Source organism: Pantoea sp. CTOTU50773, assembly GCF_032082325.1.
Lineage (GTDB): Bacteria > Pseudomonadota > Gammaproteobacteria > Enterobacterales > Enterobacteriaceae > Pantoea > Pantoea communis.
Genome location: NZ_DAMDQC010000039.1, coordinates 12,701 through 31,744, shown reverse-complemented (window position 1 = coordinate 31,744; position 19,044 = coordinate 12,701). Strand labels below are relative to the sequence as shown.

Here is a 19,044-nt window from a genome sequence, read left to right as displayed (position 1 = left end):
GTTGACCGCATTTATCGGTGCCCCCTGGTTTTTATGGCAGCTGCGCAGAACGTCAGGCTGAAGAACACTCAGCCCATGACTACACGCTCATTGAACGCCTTACGCCATTTAGTCGGCGTGGTGTTAAAGCGTTGTCTGAAGTGATGGCGCAACGCTTCGGGAGAACCAAACCCCGCCAGCTCGGCAACCTGATCAATACTGAGCGCGTTGTTTTCCAGCATCGCGCAGGCCTTTTCCAGCCGAATACCGAGCAACCATTCACCCGGCGAGGTACCAGTGGCATCATGAAAGCGACGAATAAAGGTCCGACGGCTCATGCCTGCTTGCCGCGCCAACTGCTCGATCACCATTGGCGCGTTCAGATTATTGCGCAAATCGTCCAGCAGGGGCGCGAGGCTATAGTTGCGACGTTGTGGAACAGGTTGTTGGATCAACTGCGCCTGGCTGCCTTCACGAAGCGGCGGCGTCACCATTCTGCGTGCGGTGCGATTGGCGACATCGATGCCGTAATCGCGTCGAATCAGATGCAAACATAAATCGACACCTGCTGCACCGCCCGCCGAGGTGATGATGCTGCCTTCATCCACGTAAATCATGCCGTGTTCCACCTGCACCTGTGGAAATCTTTCAGCCAGGATCTCGGTGCTGTTCCAGTGGGCGGTGGCACGTTTCCCGTTTAATAGCTCCGCTTCACCCAGTACAAAGCTTCCGGCACAAATGGAGACAATCCGTGTGCCATTTTGATGGGCTTTTTGTAACGCTGTGATTAACGCCTCAGAGGCCGGTGCGGTCACGCTGCGCCAGCCGGGGATGACGATGGTTCCGGCGTCTTCCAGTAACTCAAGCCCGCCATCCACCACCAGGCGCACACCGCCCTGCGCACCAAACACACCCTCTTCCACCGACGCCACGCTCAGGTCATACAGCGGATGGCCGAAGACGTCATCTGCTCGGCCAAACGCTTCAACGGCAGTACCAAATTCAAAGGTACAGAGGCATTCATACGCCAAAAGCACCAGCCGCCGATTTTTCGGCGCTGCAGGAGGGGAACGCAGAGAAGAAATGATTTGCATGTCAGCCTTATCCATGATGTTGGCACGATCTTGACGATATCTGGCATCGGCATGGATTTCCACCGTTGCGTCAATCTTCCATGCTGGCACGCTCTTAACGTTACGCAGGAATTCAGGATGAAGAACATGTTGGCGCTGATGGCGGTGTGCTTAGCCGCGTTGATGTCGGGGCTGGAAATCTCCAGCGTGCCGGTGATTTTGCCGGTACTGGAACAGGAGATGCAGGCGAATTTTCGCGATCTGCAGTGGATCATGAATGCCTATACGCTGGCCTGCACCGCCGTTTTAATGGCGACCGGCACGCTGGCGGATAACTATGGCCGCAAGCGCATCTTTCTCATCACCATTGTCGGTTTTGGTTTGACCTCGGTGATGTGCGGGCTGGTCGGGAGTGCACTCTGGCTCATCATCGGGCGCTTCCTGCAAGGGCTGAGCGGCGGTGCGATGTTAACCTGCCTGATCGCCATACTCTCGCACCAGTTCCCGCAGGGAAAACCCCGCAGCCAGGCCTTTGCCGCATGGGGGATAACCTTTGGCTTTGGTCTGGGTTTCGGTCCTATCATCGGCGGGATGCTGTTGGCGGTTTTAAGCTGGCAATGGGTGTTTCTGGTGCACGGCTTTATCGCGCTGCTGACATTCGTGCTCGCACTGAAAAATGTGGATGAATCCCACCCTGGACAGGGCAACAAACTCGATCGGGTTGGGTTGATCACCCTCACCCTATGCGTGGTTGGCGTGACCTATCTCATTACTCAGGGTGCCAGCATCGGTTGGCGAAGTCTTGAAGCCCGGCTAATTATGCTGGTGATCCTGATCAGCGCGGTGGTGTTTATTCGCACGGAGAAGCGCCATCCTCACCCGATGTTTGATTTCTCGGTGTTTCGCATTCGCTCCTTCTCGGGGGCTTTGATGGGTTCGATTGGCATGAACTTCAGTTTCTGGCCGCTGATGATCTACATGCCGGTTTATTACCAGAGCGGGCTTGGGTTCAGCAGTATGGATACCGGTTTTGCCCTGCTTGCCTATACCTTGCCCACCTTATTGATGCCGCCGATAGGGGAAAAACTGGTGCTGCGATTTGGCGCTGCCCGTGTCATTCCCCTCGGATTATTTTCGATCGGTGCTGGGTTCGTGCTGATGAAACTGGCCATCACGTACCAACTGAGTTTGCTGCCGGGTGCCCTGCTGGCGGGAACCGCGCTCGGACTCACCAATACGCCGGTGACCAACACCACGACCGGTTCCGTTGCCGCTAATCGGGTTGGCATGGCTTCCGGGATTGATATCAGTGCACGTTTAATCACGCTGGCGATCAACATCGCCTTGATGGGCAGCCTGCTGGTGGCAGTGATCGCCGCCAGTCTGCGGCAACGGCTTCCTGCCTCCAGCGATGTGGTTGCGCTCGCAGAACGCATAGCGGCTGGCGCTGAAGTTTCGCTTAGCCGCGCTATCGCCTCGCAAGTGCTGGCTGACGGTTTTTCCGCCGTGCTGACCTATGGCGCGCTGGGTGTAAGCGGTCTGGCACTGGCGAGTTATCTGCTGTTCAGGCCCAAAAGTCTCAGAGTGGCTGAGCGGACGACCCATCCCTGCCGACGAGAGTGAGGGTTATCGCGCCACGCAGCCAAAGCGATCTTCCAGCAACGGATAGCGCTGCGCATCCGGTAACTCAAAATGCCACCACTCGGTTGGCATACCGACAAAACCGCCTGCCAGCATAATGGCATTGAGCATCAAACGATGGCGCTGTGCCTGTGGCGGTACAGCGGGATGGAACGGATGCGACAGATCTTCCATCGCATCAAAGGCCGTCCCCATCTCCAGCACCTTGCCCGCGTCATCCACTAACGTCAGATCAATTGCCACGCCACGGCTGTGATTCGAGCCGATTGCGGGCGGCACCACGTAGTCGGCAATCGGGCAGGCATCCCACAGATGCCACTGCGCCTGCTGCGGGCGATATGCATCAAAGACTAATAAGGTGAAGCCAGCCAGTCGGGCGACCTCAACACTTTTTTGCAACGCGCGCGCGGCTGCTGGATGCAGCAGAGCTCGCGCTTCGCGATAAATGGCGTAACCGGTGATGTTATCGGTTGTGGCGTACTTCAGGTCAAAAGCCAACGTTGGAAAGCTAGCGGCTAAATCAGTGAGTAAAATGTCCTGCGTCATCCTTCATCCTGTTGATCAATGTTCCGGCAATGATAATAGCTGGCGCGGCAGCGTTGTCAGCCGCTCTGCACCCTGCGGCGTCACGCGAACGGTTTCGCTGAACGCCAGACTTTGCGCGGAAGTATACATATGGAACACCATATCCTCCTCCAGTAACCACTCCGCTTTGGCATGGAAGCTACAGGAAAAATCACTCGGGCGCGGCGTGCGCGTATACAGCCCCAGCGCATAGCCGGTGATGTTGGGATAATCCGCACGAAGTCCATTGCGCAATAACCCCTCGCGCACAATCGCATCCACTTCCCGTGCGCTGACGCCGGGTTTCATGGCCTTGAATTGTTCATCCTGTATTGCGATAAGTTGCAGCGCCAGCTCAGCGCGCTGGGTGGAGATCTCCCCCACAATAAACGGACGCATCAGACGCGCGCTGTAGTGTTTCACTTTAGGAATCAGCTCTACGTGCAGCACATCGCCACGCTGTAAACGCTGTTCGTGGCCGCTGGCATGGAGAAAACCGTTGTCGCCGCTGGCGATGACGATAGGCCCGGTTTCCCCGGTATCCGCACCCAGACGCAAAAATTCGCCTGCCGCCAGCGCAGCGACATCGCGTACACGCCAGCTGCCCTGCACGGCTTTGCCCATCGCGTCCAGCGTGGTATCGGCAATGGCGGAGGCCTGACGCAACGCCTCCAGCTCTGCCGGGAATTTCACGCTGCGCAGCCGATCGTTCACACCGTTTAAATCGCACCACTGCACGTCCGGCAAATGGCGCGACAGCTGCTGCCAGCTGTGCACCGTCATGCCATAAGAGGTGTAATCCGCGCCCAACCGCGCCCGTTGAAAACCGCGTCGGAGCAGACTGTGCGCCACCGCAAACCACGGGTCCTCATCGTCACGATAGCTTTCTACTGTCAGCGCAGGAGATTGCGCCCGGCACGGCGCTTCATCTAACTGACGCAGCACCATCCAGGGGTCGCCGTTAAGCGGCACCAGGCAAGCGCGATACAAGGTTTCTGACACGGTATAACCGGTCAGCCAGGCCAGCAGTTCACCATGATCGATGATCATTACGTCCACATTGGCCTGCTGCATCGTGGCACGCAGGCGACTCAGCGCCGCAGCGTTCATTATGCGCCCTCGACCGGCTGGCAGATCTCCAGAATCGCGAGCAGATAAATACGCACCATATCAAGGAATTCGGTTATCTCGACGCGCTCATCCGGCATGGTGTTGTATTTACCGCCCGGACCACACACGATGCCTTCCATGCCTGCATGCTGATACAGGTGTGCAGCATCCGTACCAAAGAAGGCTGGCGGCGTGATGACGCCAGTAGGCTGTTCGGTGCCACGCACGGTTTTCCAGCCGCGATTCACCGCTTTGACAATCGGTGACTCTGGCGACACTTCGAAAGGCAACATGGTGGGCTTATCGCGGATACCGTCATCAAACAGCTCGGCTTTCAGGCCGGGGAAGCGCTGGCACAGTGTATCCAGCAGCGCCTGCAGATCCGCCAACACGCCTTCAACGGTTTGACCCGGCGCAAAGCGGGCTGAACCCTTCAGGCGTACAAAGTCAGCCACCTGCGGCGGACGCCACTCTTCCAGATCGCGTCCCAGCGCACCGTGCACGGTGCCAATGTGCCCACGGTTAATTTTCAGATGTTCATCGCTTTTTGCGCCGCTGAACACCATGCCGTTAATCTGCGGAATCAGCTCGACGGCGGCGTTAATCGCATCGACGGCTTCTTCGCGTTTCGACAGATGGCGGGTATCTCCGGTGAGTTCAATGGTGAACATCAGCGAACCGGCGTGCATGGTCAGCGCCTGGAGATCAGTGGGTTCCGCATTGATAAAGTAATCGGCGCGCACGCCCTGTTCAATTGCCGCCAGCGTGCCGATACCGCCCTGCAATTCGCCCACCACGTAGGTCAGAATCACATCACCTTTCAGTTTCACACCGGCGTCAATCAGCGTTTTCAGCGCACAGAAGTAGGCCGCATCGCCCGCTTTCATATTGGAGACGCCAATGCCGTAAATAAACTGATCGTCAATTTTTCCTGCCCAGGGATCCACCGTCCAGCCTTCGGTTACCGGATTGGTGTCCAGATGGCCGTTGAACAGCAGGCTGTTGCCGCCGCCGCTGCCCGCCAGGCGGCCGATGGCATTGAGACGGTCGCCCGGGACTTTTTGCAATTCGGTTTCCAGGCCCAACTGTGCCATCTGTTCTGCCATATAGCGGGCTAACTCACGCTCGCCGTCGGTGGCGCTGTAGCTTTTGTGCTGCACCATTTTTGCCAGGAAAGAGAGACAAAACTCGCGATCGATATGATGAATTAACTGTTGAGGATTCATGCGTTTCTCGTTAAGCAACGGATTGGTTTAAGTCGGGAACGTGCACCGCGTCAAGCAGTGCGCGGGTATAAGAATGCTGCGCCAGCGCGCTCATATTCTCGCCGGGCAGCACTTCCACCACATCGCCGCGATACATTACCGCCACGCGATGGGCGATTTGACGTATCAGGTTGAGATCGTGGGTAATAAACAGATAGGCCGTGCCGTAGCGGCGACGCAGTTCCAGCAAAAGCTCGATGATGGTGGCCTGCACGGACACATCCAGCGCAGCGGTGATTTCATCGCAAATCACTAAATCTGGTGGATTGGCAAAAGCACGTGCGATAGCAACTCGCTGTTTCTGACCGCCGGACAGCGCGTGCGGATAGCGCGTGGCAAACTCTGCGGGCAACCGCACTTCCTCTAACAGGCGAGCCACGGCTTGCGCTTCCGTTTCTCCCGGCGGCAAACCGTATAAGCGCAGCGGACGCGCAATGATTTCACCGATGGTCATGCGTGGATTCAGCGAGGCGTCCGGATGCTGAAAGATCATCTGCACCCGGCGGCGATACTCTTTATCCATCTGCGCGCGGCCTTGCAGCGCATAGCCGCAGAAGTCGAGCTCACCGCTAAACGGCACCAGTCCGGTGATCGCTTTGCCCAGCGAGGATTTCCCCGAACCTGACTCGCCCACCACGCCAAGGATCTCGCCCTGATGCACAGTGAGCGAAACCGCGTTGGCGGCACGCGTGGTATTGGCTTCACGTTTAAGCAAGCGGTCGACAAAACCTTGCTGGCCGTAATCGATGGTGAGCGCGTCCAGCGTCAGCAGCGGCTGCGATCCGGCGGCATCCTGTACCAGACGCTGCTGCGGATTTGGCACTGCTGAGATCAATTTGCGGGTATAGCTGTTCTGCGGTGCACTAAACAAATTCTGCGTATCGGCCTGTTCAACAATACGGCCCTTCTCCAGCACGCAAACGCGATCGGCGACTTTCGCCACCAGCGCCAGATCGTGGGAAATATACAGTGAGGCCACCCCCGTCTCTTCGCGCAGACGTTCATAGAGATCGAGGATCTGCGCCGAGCTGATCATATCCAGCGCGGTGGTCGGTTCATCGAAGATCATGCAGTCCGGCTGACAGGCGAACGCCGTGGCGATTAAGATGCGCTGCTTCTCACCTCCGGAAACCTGATGCGGATAACGGCGCATCATGCGTGCCGGATGTTTGAGCTCGACGTCATGTAACAGCGACTCGCCCAATTCCTGCGCTTCACGTGCCGTTAAGCCGCGATGGCGCCGCAGCACTTCTGTCACCTGCTCGCCCAGCGTGAGGGTGGGATTGAGCGAAGCGCTCGGATCCTGAAAAATCATCCCCAGCTTCTCGCCGCGCAAGGCCATCAGTTTTGGGGCGGGCAAACTCAGCAGGCTTTCTCCGTTGAGGCGGATGTCGCCCCACTTCTCACGCGCATTGCCCGCCAGCCAGCGCATGATCGCCCAGCCGAGCGTGGTTTTACCGGACCCGGATTCCCCCACTAACCCCAGCACTTCGCCGGGCATCACGTTTAACGTAATATCGCGCAGCACCGGCAGTGACTCACCGCTTTGTAACGCGTAATCAAGGCTGTAATTTTCCACCGACAGCACCGGTTCAGGCTTCACACTCATCAGTGGCTCCTTGGGTTGAGCACGTCTCGCAGCCCGTCACCCAGTAAGTTAAAACCAATCGCCACCAGCGCGATCGCCAGGCCCGGAATCATCATCATCCACGGCGCGGTGAAGAAATAGGTGCGGGCTTCGGAGACCATCAGCCCCCACTCTGGCTCGGGAGGCTGTGCGCCTAAACCGAGGAAACTCAGGGTGGCAAACAGCATGATGGCGAAGGCCACGCGGATGGTGGCTTCCACGATGATCGGTGCGAGGATGTTCGGCAGCATTTCACGCAGGATGATGTAGTGCCCGGCTTCACCACGGGCAATCGCCGCGTTGATGTAATCCTGCTGCCGCGCCGCCAGCGCCACGCTGCGTGAAATACGCACCATGCCCGGCACAAACGCAATGGTGATCGCCAGCACCGCATTCATGCTGCTCTGACCCAAAGTGCTGACAATCAGCAAAGCAAACAGCAGGCTGGGGATCGCCATCACGGCATCCATAGTGCGCATCATAAATTCATCGATCTTGCCGCCCAGATAGGCGCTGGCGGTGCCCAGTACTGAACCAATCACCATGGCCAATGCGGTTGCCAGCAGTGACAGCACGATGGTAGAGCGTGCGCCCACCATTACTCGGCTGAAGATGTCTCGCCCCATTTGATCGGTGCCAAACCAGTGCTCGGCACTCGGCGGTTTGTAACGTGTCAAAATCGAGATGGATTCAGGATCGAAGGGCGCAACATGCGCGCCACCGACCACCATCAGCAGCGACAGCAGGATAATCAGTACCCCGACCGCGCCCTGCGGTGAGCGCAGCAAACGTTTTAAAATATCAGGCATAGGAAATTCGCTTATCCAGAACCACATAGGCCAAATCGGCGAGGAAATTCACCACCGAATAGGTCGCGGCGAGAATCATCACACCGGCCTGAATGGTGGGCAGATCGCGTGCCTGCACGGCAACAATCAGCTCACGACCAATACCGGGAATGGCGAAGATCTCCTCGACCACCACAATGCCGCCCAGCAGATAACCGACATCCAACGCCACAATGGTAATGGTCGGCAACAAGCCATTGCGCAGCGCGTGACGCCAGAGAATGCGGCGGCGCGACAGGCCTTTCAGCCAGGCGGCGCGGATGTAGTCGGTATGCAGCACATCCACCATCTCCGAACGCACCATGCGCGAGACGTGCGCCACCAGGATCAGCGCCACGGTGATTGACGGCAGGATCAGGTGCTGGACGCCGCTGATGAAGTTTTCACTCAACGGCACATAACCGGTGGCGGGCAGAATCTGCCAGACATCAGCAAACAGCAGCAGCACCAGCGTGGCGGTGACAAACTCCGGGAAAGAGATACCGATGTAGGAGATGACGCTGACCAGCACATCGGCGGTTTTACCGCGACGTACCGCCGCCCAGATACCGAGCGGAATAGCGATCACCAGCATCAGCAACAGTGCACACACCGCCAGCAACAGCGATCGCGACAGCGCGGTCAACAACGTCGGCCCCACTTCAAGCCCATTGCGCATCGACACACCAAAATTGCCCTGCAACGCCTGGCTCAGCCAATGCCAATACTGCAACCATGCTGGCGCATCCAATCCCAGTCGTTCGCGCACCGCGGCGAGTGCCTCTGGCGTGGCGTTTTGCCCCAGCAAGGTGACAGCGGCGTCCGCTGGCAACAGCTGCGTGATGCCAAAGACCAGCAATGACACCACCAGCAAGGTGTAGATCATTAGCAGCAGGCGTTTAAGCAGATAACTGGCTGTCACGGTCGCTCCTTACACTGCACGCTTAGGCGCTTTGTCAGTTAACCAGGTATGGTCGAGACGGAACACGGCACCACGCGGATGCAGATGATATCCGCCAACGTAATCACGGCTGGCAGCCAGCAAATCGAAGAAGGTCGGAATCAGCGAAGGCACTTCGTCATGCATCAACTGTTGTGCTTTACCGTACAGCGTGGTGCGCTGCGCATCATCATTGGTTTCACGGGCGGCATTGACCGCACTATCGAAATCGGCGTTGTTCCAGCGTGTTTCGTTCCATGACGCGGTCGAGGTGTAGAGCAGCGAGAACACCGCATCCGGCGTCGGTTGCATGTTGTAGAAACCGACGTAGAAATTGCCTTTTTTCCATACCTGATCGAGGTAAGTGCTGTGTGCCATGGTCTGCACGTCAATGCGGAAACCGCCCTGCTTAGCCATCTCACGCAGCGCGATACCCAACTGGGTGCGAGTCGCCGGTTTATCCGAGGCAATCAACGTTAAATCGAGGCCGTTGGGATAACCCGCGTCCGCCAATAAGGCTTTGGCTTTGCTGTAATCCACCGCTTTTTTCGCCAGGTTAGCGAAGTAAGGGTAAGAGGCGTTGATTGGCGTATCGTTGCCTGGCGAACCGAGGCCATCGGCAACAAAGTCCACCGATGCCGGGCGATCAACGCACAGTGCCAGCGCCTGACGCACGCGCACATCGTTAAACGGCTTTTGATCGCAGCCCATGTTCACATTGAGGAACTGACCGGATGCCACCCGCAGTGGCAGCACACCTGACGATTTGGAGAGACGCGCAAATTCGCTCGACTGCGCACTCAGCATCAAATCGGTATCACCAGAGATCAGCGCCGAGCTTTCTGCGATGCCATCGGGATAGACCACCACTTCCACGCCATCCAGATAAGGACGCGCCGGGTCGTAATAATGCGGGTTGCGCTTTACCACGATTTTGCGTTCGGGGTCGTAGGAAACCAGCTGGAACGGACCGGCGCCCAGCGAGGCTTTGGTGAGTTTGTCGTACTGACCCTGCGCAATGCTGGCGGGAATGATTTTGGCATCGGGATAGGCCAGCATCACCGGCAGGTCAGCGTAAGGGGCATCGGTTTCGATCAACACGGTGTTGGCATCTTTGGCGCTCACCGCTTTGATCGGACCGATGTTGTGCAGTGCCGGAGAAGCATTTTTCGGATCCAGCAACGCCTGCAAACTGGCTACCACATCTGCCGAGGTCAATGCGCTGCCGTCACTGAACTTGAGGTTCGGACGCAGGGTGAAAGTCCACTGCTTGAGATCGGCACTCGCCTGCCAGGATTGGGCCAGGTCTGCTTCGGCTTTCATCTCCTGCGTCAGGCGCGTCAGGCCGCTGTAGAGCAACTCCGCGACCAGATATTCCGGGTTGACGCGCACCTGATGCGGATTCAGCACGCTGACCGCCTGATCGACACTAATACGCAGTACGCCGCCTTTACGTGGCGTGCCGCCCGGCGTCGCGCTGGTTAACGCTGCGGCATGGGCCGAGAACGACCAGGGTAACATGGCTGCACCGGTCAGAGCGGTAGAGCTGGTGATAAACTGTCTGCGGTTTAACCCTTTCATCGCGCACATCTTCTCTTCCTCGTTAGTTTGTTAAATACCCTGGGTTGGCTGAAACTCATCGGCGAGATACGCCAGAATGGACTGCGAAAGTGCGATAACATCTGCCATCGTTGTGAACTCATCGGCGGCATGAATGCGGTTGTCGGGGCGGGCTAAACCACCCAGTAAAATTTCCTGCATACCGGCCTGCTGAACCCAACCCATATCCGAACTGGTTGAGGATCCCCAGGGTTTAAACTCCTCCGCTTTAAAACCAAACCCCTGACTCAGTGCGGCCTGCCAGCGTGGCCAGTGCGGGCCATCAGGATTGGCCACCGGGGCCAGATGACCAATCATTTGCACGCTGACATCAAGCGCTGGGCTGCCTTGCATCGCTTGTTGGATGCAGTGGGTCAACTCCTGCCAGACGTTGTCAAACGCCTCTTCTGGGGCATAACGTCGATTGATCAGCAGTTCGAAACGTTCGGGGATGGTTGAGCCTTTGCTGCCACCCTGTGCGGCAGCCAGCGTCAACAGTGAGGTCAGCGGTTTGCCCTGATAATGCGGCGGCGCAGGCATTGCCGAGGTGCGCTGTTCCACTTCGCCTTTCAGTTGATAAAGCGCGTTCATCAGCGGCAGCGCGGCTTCAATCGCATTGATGCCGTGCAGCGGATCGCCAGAATGCGCGGAACGCCCGGTAACAATGATTTTGAGATCGATACTGCCAAAGCAGCCCGCCCAGATGCGTGGCACTGCGCCACCATTGAAGCTCAACAGATGCCCAGCGAAGCGCTGCTGTTCCGCGAGGTAACGAATACCGGGATACAACCCGCCCTCTTCATCGGTACAAAGCAGAAAGACCGGATTGAAACGCAGCGGCAGATTGCAGGCCTGCGCTGCACGGATCGCCGCCATCGCCGCCACGATCGTCCCTTTCATGTCCGCCGCGCCGCGCCCAAACAACTTACCTTCGGCCACCGTCAGTGCCAGCGAAGGAAATCGCCAGCCATCACCCGCAGGCACCGTATCGGTGTGAAAGTAGAGATTGCAGTTTTCGGCTGCGCCACAGTTAAGCGTTGCCAGCAAATTCACTCGCTCGCCGGATGCGCTGCCATCGGGCGCTTGCCAGAGATCTTCCGGCACTGAAACACGCTCAAAGCTAAAGTGCATTGGCGCTAACAGCTGTGTCATCAGATCGGCAAATTGCCCATAGCCATTGCCCGGTGGAAAACAGGTATCCACGGCCAGCATGCGCTGCATATCGTCAGTTATCTGTGCGGTGTCATCCGCAATGGTCTCTAACGCACTGTTAAGTCGAGAATTCTGCAACATAGGATTATCGTCTGTTGTATTTCTATATAGTTTATAGATAATGCAATTCAAGGACGCAGGTCAATCGGTAATCGGAAACATGCAAAAAAACTATGACGCAGACGACAGGCCGCAATTCTCTCGTTTAAGCGAAGGGGAAGGCGCGCCATTGTATGAAGTGGTGAAACGCCATATCAGCGAATCGATCCTGCAGGGTGAGCTACCTGCGGGCACAATCCTGCCGAGTGAAAACAGCCTGGCGTCAAAATTTGGTGTGTCGGTGGGAACGGTGCGCAAAGCGCTGGCCGCGTTGACCACCGAAGGGATGTTGATGCGCCGTCGCAAAACCGGCACGGTGGTGACCGGCTGGGCACCGCTGCACAACCTGAGCCACTTTTTCCAGTATTTTCGCCTGCACGATAAAAGCGGCGGATTGCTACATTCAGACACGACACTGCTGGATTATCAGTTGAGTCAAGCTAACGAGCGGGAAGCAGAAAAACTGCAGATCGCTGCCGGAGATGACGTGATACGCCTGAAGCGCACGCGTCGGGTGAAAGGCATTGCCGCCATGCATGAAACGCTGATATTGCCTGCTGCGCGTCTGCCTGATTTCCCTCCGGCAGAACACTTGCCGCCGCTGCTCTATCGCTTTCTGTTCGAACATTACGATGTGCGAGTGGCAGCGGTACGTGAGCAGATCACGGCACAGTTGGCGAACGAAGAAGATGCGACGTTGCTGGAGCTGGCATTGCCGCACGCGGTGATGGTGATAGATGAAGTGTCTTTTGACCAGAGTGCGATCCCCGTGATCCTGGCGCATCATCGTTTCAGCACCGAGCACTTCATGTATGTGAATGAAGTACGGTAAAACGTTTTCCCGCCCTGCGATTCTGCAGGGCGGGAAGCGGATCCCTGGGGACGCTAACGCCGTTATTGCGCTGCGGCGGCGGCCTGCTTCACCCAGCCATCAAACGTGGCCTGGTGCGCATGAATCCAGCCATTCACGTGGCGCTGAATATCTTCGCTGGACGATTCTCCCTGATGCATCCGCTGGTTCTGCGCATTAACATCATTAAGCGGCAGTTTGACGATCTCGAACAGTTTCGCCGCGGCAGGATTCTTTTCTGCCCAGGCTTTATTTGCCACCACATGTTCATTGTTTGGTTTGAAGCCATAATTCTTGCCATTTGGCAGCGCAGTATCTTCATTCTTCTGCGAGCCTGGCGTGACAGAATGCGGCACCGTCAACCAGACCACATCTTTGCCCGGTTTTAATTCATCGCTCACCCAATAAGGTGTCCAGGTAAAATAGAGCACCGGATTACCCGCTTTATAGCGGGTCAACGTATCGGCAATAATCGCAGAATAATTACCCTGATTCTGCTGCACCGTATTACTCAGACCATAAGCATCAATCTGTGCATTAATCACCTGACCACAGACCCAGCCCGGATTACATCCCGCCAGATCGGCTTTGCCATCTCCATTAGCATCAAAGAGTTTAGCCAGTTTCGGATCTTTCAGCTGAGAGAGATCGGTAATGTGATATTTGTCAGCGGTCTTTTTATCGATAAGATAACCCTGCGCGGCACCACTGATATAGGTGCCTTTGCGATAGAATTTTGTATCCCCGCCTGCGGCGTTGTACATATCCTTTTGCAGCGGTTCCCAGTTAACCGCCATGTAAGTCGCATCGCCCGCAGCAATCGCCGTGTAAGCCACGTTGTAGTCCACTTCTTCAGTGGGTTTGACCTCGTAGCCCAGTTTTTCCAGCGCTCTGTTAATCAGCTCCGTCTGGAATGACTCTTCCGGCAAGGTACTTTGCACCGGGGAGACCGTCACACCTTTGCCCGGCAAGTCGGCAGCAAACAGTGTCGGTGAACTGATTAACGCAGTGAGGGAAATCGCGAGTAGATTCTTCCTGGTCATAATTTAAAACCTTATTATTTTGGTCGATGCCAGCAAATGGCGTGAGAATATCCCTCTGCAGTGAAGAGAGATGAAATGCAGCTGTCAGTAAAAGTTTAAAAGCAGAATATTACTGTTGCAGATAGTGACGTGCGTAACGAAGGCGGGTGTTGTAGGTGGAGAAAAAAGATAAGTCAGAATTCATCATTATGATATCTGGTGACAGACCCTGGTTCCTGTTATCAGGTCCGCGACATTCACTCCGGTAAATTAATCGTGCAGTTACCATAACACATTATTTTCGAGCTGCAACCGCTAATGAAATATTAGCAGCGATGAAAAAGGGATGCCAAACAGGCCATCCCTTTTGTCAGAGGAAAATATTTAGAACGGACCCCAGTTGATCGCCACACCAATCAGCAGCGTCACCACGCAAATCGCAAACCAGATGGCGACGACCGGTGCCACGAATTTAAGCCATTTGCCGAACGAGATATTGGCCGTGGCCAGCGCGGCCATCAGCACACCCGAGGTCGGACTGATGGAGTTCACTATCCCTTCGCCCAGCAGCACGGTTTGTACCGTGACCTGACGTGTCAGGCCGAGGTTATCGCCCAGCGGGGAGAAAATCGGGATCAACAACGCTGACTCGCCCGAACCGGATGAAATGCCGAAATGCATCAGTGCGGCGCTGATAAACATGGCCACAGCGGCAATCGCAGGCGGAACCGGTGCCAGCAAGTCTGACAGGAAGCCAACAATCGGATCGAGGATATTGCCCTGCTGCAGCACCACCGAAATCGCACCTGCCATCCCGACAATAAAACCGCCTTTGACCAGCTGAGAGCAGCCGGACAGGAAGGTGTTAGCAATAGCAGAACCGGAAAGGCGACCAATCAAACCGACCATGATCGACAGGATGATAAACATCGCCGACATCTCATTGGTGGCCCAATGCAGCTGCACCGTGCCGACCATAAACAGAATCAGCGTCACCGCGCAGGTCAGCAGAATCAGTTTATGACGGCCGGTAATCGCCAGCGGTTCAGCGCTTTCCACCGCAGTGTCCACGCGCACCTGACCATTTTTGCGCATGCGCTTCACGGTAATAATCAGGTAAATCGCCACCGTTAGCACAAACAGCAGGTTGGTGATGCCGCGCAGTAACATGCCCGAGAACAGCGGCAACTGCGCCAGATGCTGTGTCAGACCGGTGGTGGCCGGGCCGAGAAACGCCACGTTGAAGCCTGCCGCGCAGGTCAGGTAGATCAGCGCCATGCCGATCACCGGCGGTAAGCCTAACGAACGTGCCACCAGCAGGCCAATCGGCACAAAGGCCACCACCGAGTTTTGCACCACGCCGGTACTGCCGAGGATGGCGAAGATCACCGCGAAAATCAGGATCAAACGGGTATCGCTGATTTTGGTGCTGCGTGACAGCGAATTCAGCGCCGTGGCAATCGCGCCTGTGGCTTCAATCACCGCCAGCAGCCCGCCGGTGAACAGAATCAGGAAAATGATCGGTGCCGCTTTGATCACCCCCTTTACGATGGCCATGAAAATCTCGCCGGGATAAACGCCGGTACGCGCCACTTCATGCAAACTGCCTTTAATGGCAAAGGTCACGCCATTGCGGGTTTCGTGATCAAATTTACCCGCCGGGATGATCCAGGTAGCGACTGCTGCCAGCACCAGGATGATAAACAGCAGCAGATAAGGGCTCTGCTCACTCTTCTTGCCTGCGGGCTGCATCGCACTATTTTTTTCAACATTAACCTGCGACATGGTCTTCCCCCAGCATTAAACCCGCTACCAGCGCGGTGCGTGAGGCAATATCGGCAATGATGATGTGCTCATGACGCGCATGAATACCTGCACCGGTCGCGCCCAATCCATCTAAGGTTGGGATACCCAACGCTGCAGTGAAGTTACCATCGCTGCCGCCGCCCACCGATTGACCTTCCACGCTGAAACCGATCTGTTGTGCCACGGCTTGCGCACGCTGCATGATCGCCAAAGACTCTGCGCTCTGGCGCATCGGTGGACGTGATTGTGCGCCGGTAATCTTCAGCTTAATGCCCGGTAAGTGTGGCTGAATCTGGGTGATTTCGGCGTGAATGCGCTGGGCTTCCTCTTCGCTGGTGACGCGCGTGTCGATGCCCAGCACCGCTTTATCCGCCACCACGTTGATGCGATTACCGCCCTGCGCAATACCCACGTTGACGGTGGTGCCGCGATCCGGTGCATTCAATCCATGCAGGAACAGCACCTGATGTGCCATCTCCTGCACCGCGCTGATACCTTCTTCAGGGTTGTTACCCGCATGCGCGGCCTGGCCGGTGATCACGATTTGATACTGACCCGTGCCTTTGCGCGCAACCTTCAGCGCACCGGTGCCAGCCACGGCGGGTTCCACCACCAGCACTTGCGATGACCCTAACGCATGACGGGAAAGCCATTCACTGGAGCTTGGGCTGCCCACCTCTTCGTCGCTGCCACAGAGGAAAACGATGCGTTTCCCTGCCAGCAAGTCGTGTTCTTTTAACGCGCGCGCCGCCCAAATCGACTGCACCAGGCCCGCTTTCATGTCCAGAATGCCGGGGCCATAAAACTTGCCGTCTTCCTCGCCCATCGGCAATTCGCCTTCATCCCAGACGGTGTCAAAATGGCCGAGCACCACGGTTTGATCGTCGCCTGAGCCCAGCGTGAACTTGAGGTGGTTCCCGTAGTGTTCCTGTAGATCGATTTCAGCATCAATACCCAGACGCTCGGCGAACAAGGCTTGCAGCACGTTGCCACAGCGATCCACCGCTGCCTTGTTCATGGAGGGTGACTCTGCTGCCACCAGGGTTTTGATATCTGAGAGAATGTCGTCTGAATGCTGTTGCAAATAACTTATTATATTTTTCATTACTTCTGTCCTCACCAAGTGAATCTCGAGTATGAGGATAAAATTGCGCTTAAAAAATGGGTATAAAACGTTATTATTGTTGACCTGAGAACAACAGATAATGAAAACCTATGGCAATGCTGCTCTATCCTGACAAGTCCATAAGATACTTGTATGAAGTCGGTGTCCATGGCGGTATTCGTCGTGCGGCGGAAGCTCTGGATGTCGATCCCGCGGCCATCAGTCGTCAGCTTTCGCAGCTGGCGCGTGATATGCAACTGCCACTGCTGGAGCGGCGCGGACGTAATGTGGTGCTCACCGAAGCGGGGAAATTGCTGGCTGAGGATTACGCGCAAACGCATCAACGCAGAAGCCACCTGGAAAGACGTCTGCGCGATTTGCGCCATAAACGCGGCGGCTCAATCCGTATGCGTGTCGGCCAGGGGATGGTCGATGAGGTGGTGAAGTATGTCTTGCGGCCTTTTTCGCAAAGCTATCCTGAAGTGTTCATCGATATTTTATCGGGCGATATGCAAACCACGGTGAGCCTGATCACTCGTGGCGAAGTGGATATGGCCGTGGGTTTTGGCCCCCTGGGTCCGCCCGGCGTGAAGTGTCACAGTTATCTGCGCGGCCCCATCTGCGCCATTGTGCATCGTGACCACCCCATCGGATTGTATCAACAGGTTGAGGTCAGCGATCTTGCCGAATATCCACTGATTGGCATGGACAAAGACTTTGGTATTCAAAGCTATATGAACGTCATGTTTAATCAGGAAGGATTGGTGTTCACGCCCGCCTACAGCTGCAACCTGTTTTCCAGTGCGATTGCGCTGAGCCAGGCGGGAATGGGCATTGCCTTTATGACCACTAAAGTGGTGGAAGACGCCCTGGCATCACGCAATCTGATCGCGGTGCCGATCAATCATCGCATCGCCCGCGAGAGCCAATGCCATCTGTTACGCAGCGCCGACCACCGCTTTACCCCAGCGGCACAGCACCTTTGGCAGCTGCTGTGCCAGTTTTTTGAGGGCAGTTCACATGACGCTTAATGTGGGAGATGCCACTCCACGTTAGCGACGATTAACGTATCCAACGTGGGGGCAGACCTTATATTGAGCGAACGATTAATGACCCGTGCGAGCGCCCGCTCTAAATCCGTGTTCACTTGCCCGCCAGGCGATAACGAATGCAACGATCAAGAGTGCGACCATTACTGGCGGGAACGACAGCGCGCCCCAGTGATTCAACAAAATGCCGCCGGTGATGCCGCCCGCCGCAATCGCGCCGTTCCACGCCACCACGTTCATGGAAAGTGCGATATCTGCGCCCTCTCCAGCGGTATCCGCGAGCGCCGTTTGCAATAGCGTTGCTGCCCCGCCGAAGGTCAATCCCCACACTGCCACGCCGAGGTACAGCACCGCTGGAATGTGCGAAAAGCCCATAAACCCCAATGAAACCAGGGCAAATACCGCCAGACTCACCAGTACGCTGCTGCGTAATTGGCGATCGATCAGCCGCCCGATCACAGCAATCGCCAGCAGCGCGGAAAGCCCGAACACCAGCAGCACGACATCCACTTGAGAACCCAATCCGGCCAACTGCAGAAACGGGGCGATATAGGTATAGAGAATGTTGTGAGCCAGCATCCAGGCGATCACCACACTGAGCACGGGTCTCACACCTGGCGTGGTGAGCACCTTCAATAGCGGCATACGTTCATGGCGCGATTGCCCCGGATAATCAGGCACTTTGGTCAGCACCCATACCACCAGCACAAGGGTTAAGGCAGAGATAACCGCGAAGGCGCTGCGCCAACCCAGCAGGCCACCCAGCCAGGTGCCGAGCGGTAAGCCCAGTGACAAGGCGATAGGCGTGCCCACCATGGCGATGGCCATCGCTTTGCCCTGCTGGTGAATCGCCACCATCCTGCGGGCATAGCCCGCCAGCAGACTCCATGACAATCCCGCTGCTACGCCAGCCAAAAAACGTGCCGTTAGCGTGAGCCAGTAGTTTGCGGACAGCGCCGTAATAGAATTGAATATCAGGAACCCGGCGATAGCCAGCAGCAATACATTTCTGCGCCGCCAACTCTGTGTCGCGATGGTCAATGGGATCGCGGCGATCAGCGAGCCCAGCGCATAAGCCGTGACCGTCTGCCCCGCCAGCGCATTAGAGATGCTCAGTCCCGCTGCCATTTGCGGCAACAGCCCGGCGGGTAAGGTTTCGGTGATGATGCAAATAAAGCCTGTCATCGCCAGCGCCAGCAGAGCAGATATCGGCAGACGTTCTGTTGCTGCATCTTGCTCAGTGAGTGCGAGTTCTTTTTCCATAATTCCTTCTGAA

16 protein-coding genes are annotated in these 19,044 nt (G+C 56.4%); 3 read left to right on the top strand and 13 right to left on the bottom strand.

Annotated features, from left to right (window positions below; genetic code table 11):
• Positions 1 to 68: 68 nt before the first annotated feature.
• Positions 69 to 1,073 (bottom strand): helix-turn-helix domain-containing protein, encoded by a 1,005-nt coding sequence (locus tag RT340_RS08770; protein ID WP_313375413.1) that lies wholly within the window; start codon positions 1,071 to 1,073, stop codon positions 69 to 71.
• A 117-nt stretch (positions 1,074 to 1,190) separates the two neighbouring features.
• Between RT340_RS08770 and RT340_RS08765 the strand changes: the two genes are divergently transcribed.
• Positions 1,191 to 2,675 carry an MFS transporter gene (locus tag RT340_RS08765; protein WP_313375411.1) on the top strand — a complete coding sequence of 495 codons (1,485 nt, stop codon included), beginning with the start codon at positions 1,191 to 1,193 and terminating at the stop codon, positions 2,673 to 2,675.
• A gap of 3 nt (positions 2,676 to 2,678) precedes the next feature.
• Here the strand turns inward: RT340_RS08765 and ddpX are convergent, their stop codons facing one another.
• From ddpX to RT340_RS08725, 8 genes are read right to left on the bottom strand one after another with little or no spacing between them, the layout of a single operon-like run.
• Positions 2,679 to 3,239: a D-alanyl-D-alanine dipeptidase gene (ddpX, locus tag RT340_RS08760; protein ID WP_313375409.1), complete on the bottom strand. Its 561-nt coding sequence runs from the start codon at positions 3,237 to 3,239 to the stop codon at positions 2,679 to 2,681.
• 15 nt (positions 3,240 to 3,254) lie between these two features.
• Entirely contained in the window at positions 3,255 to 4,367 is a 1,113-nt protein-coding gene (locus RT340_RS08755; protein WP_313375407.1) for a Xaa-Pro peptidase family protein, read from the bottom strand.
• Positions 4,367 to 5,593, bottom strand: coding sequence for a M20 family metallopeptidase (locus RT340_RS08750; protein ID WP_313375405.1), 1,227 nt, complete (start codon positions 5,591 to 5,593; stop codon positions 4,367 to 4,369). The genes RT340_RS08755 and RT340_RS08750 overlap by 1 nt, the downstream gene beginning before the upstream one ends.
• Positions 5,594 to 5,603: 10 nt before the next feature.
• Positions 5,604 to 7,241 carry an ABC transporter ATP-binding protein gene (gene nikE, locus RT340_RS08745; protein ID WP_313375403.1) on the bottom strand — a complete coding sequence of 546 codons (1,638 nt, stop codon included), beginning with the start codon at positions 7,239 to 7,241 and terminating at the stop codon, positions 5,604 to 5,606.
• Positions 7,241 to 8,068 (bottom strand): ABC transporter permease, encoded by an 828-nt coding sequence (locus RT340_RS08740; protein ID WP_058960763.1) that lies wholly within the window; start codon positions 8,066 to 8,068, stop codon positions 7,241 to 7,243. Before RT340_RS08740 ends, nikE begins: the two co-directional genes overlap by 1 nt.
• A complete protein-coding gene (locus RT340_RS08735) occupies positions 8,061 to 9,008 on the bottom strand; it encodes an ABC transporter permease (protein WP_084932348.1) in 948 nt (315 codons plus the stop codon). The genes RT340_RS08740 and RT340_RS08735 overlap by 8 nt, the downstream gene beginning before the upstream one ends.
• Positions 9,009 to 9,017: 9 nt before the next feature.
• Positions 9,018 to 10,616 (bottom strand): ABC transporter substrate-binding protein, encoded by a 1,599-nt coding sequence (locus tag RT340_RS08730; RefSeq protein ID WP_313375398.1) that lies wholly within the window; start codon positions 10,614 to 10,616, stop codon positions 9,018 to 9,020.
• Positions 10,617 to 10,637: 21 nt separating this feature from the next.
• Positions 10,638 to 11,918, bottom strand: coding sequence for a M20 family metallopeptidase (locus tag RT340_RS08725; RefSeq protein ID WP_283216088.1), 1,281 nt, complete (start codon positions 11,916 to 11,918; stop codon positions 10,638 to 10,640).
• A 79-nt stretch (positions 11,919 to 11,997) separates the two neighbouring features.
• Here RT340_RS08725 and RT340_RS08720 point away from each other — a divergent pair, with 79 nt between their 5' ends.
• Entirely contained in the window at positions 11,998 to 12,768 is a 771-nt protein-coding gene (locus RT340_RS08720) for a GntR family transcriptional regulator (RefSeq protein WP_211728783.1), read from the top strand.
• Between the two features lie 62 nt (positions 12,769 to 12,830).
• Here RT340_RS08720 and proX read toward each other — a convergent pair whose 3' ends face one another.
• The 3 genes from proX to RT340_RS08705 form a co-directional block, all read right to left on the bottom strand.
• Positions 12,831 to 13,829, bottom strand: a complete 999-nt coding sequence (gene proX, locus RT340_RS08715) for a glycine betaine/L-proline ABC transporter substrate-binding protein ProX (RefSeq protein WP_097117693.1) — start codon at positions 13,827 to 13,829, stop codon at positions 12,831 to 12,833.
• 363 nt (positions 13,830 to 14,192) lie between these two features.
• Entirely contained in the window at positions 14,193 to 15,593 is a 1,401-nt protein-coding gene (locus tag RT340_RS08710; protein ID WP_313375392.1) for a YfcC family protein, read from the bottom strand.
• Positions 15,580 to 16,719, bottom strand: coding sequence for a M20 family metallopeptidase (locus tag RT340_RS08705; protein WP_313375390.1), 1,140 nt, complete (start codon positions 16,717 to 16,719; stop codon positions 15,580 to 15,582). The genes RT340_RS08710 and RT340_RS08705 overlap by 14 nt, the downstream gene beginning before the upstream one ends.
• Positions 16,720 to 16,829: 110 nt before the next feature.
• Here RT340_RS08705 and RT340_RS08700 point away from each other — a divergent pair, with 110 nt between their 5' ends.
• The gene (locus tag RT340_RS08700) at positions 16,830 to 17,750 is read left to right on the top strand and encodes a LysR family transcriptional regulator (protein ID WP_313375387.1); all 921 of its coding nucleotides are present in this window, start codon (positions 16,830 to 16,832) and stop codon (positions 17,748 to 17,750) included.
• 75 nt (positions 17,751 to 17,825) lie between these two features.
• Here RT340_RS08700 and RT340_RS08695 read toward each other — a convergent pair whose 3' ends face one another.
• A complete protein-coding gene (locus RT340_RS08695; RefSeq protein ID WP_313375383.1) occupies positions 17,826 to 19,031 on the bottom strand; it encodes an MFS transporter in 1,206 nt (401 codons plus the stop codon).
• Between the last annotated feature and the right edge of the window lie 13 nt (positions 19,032 to 19,044).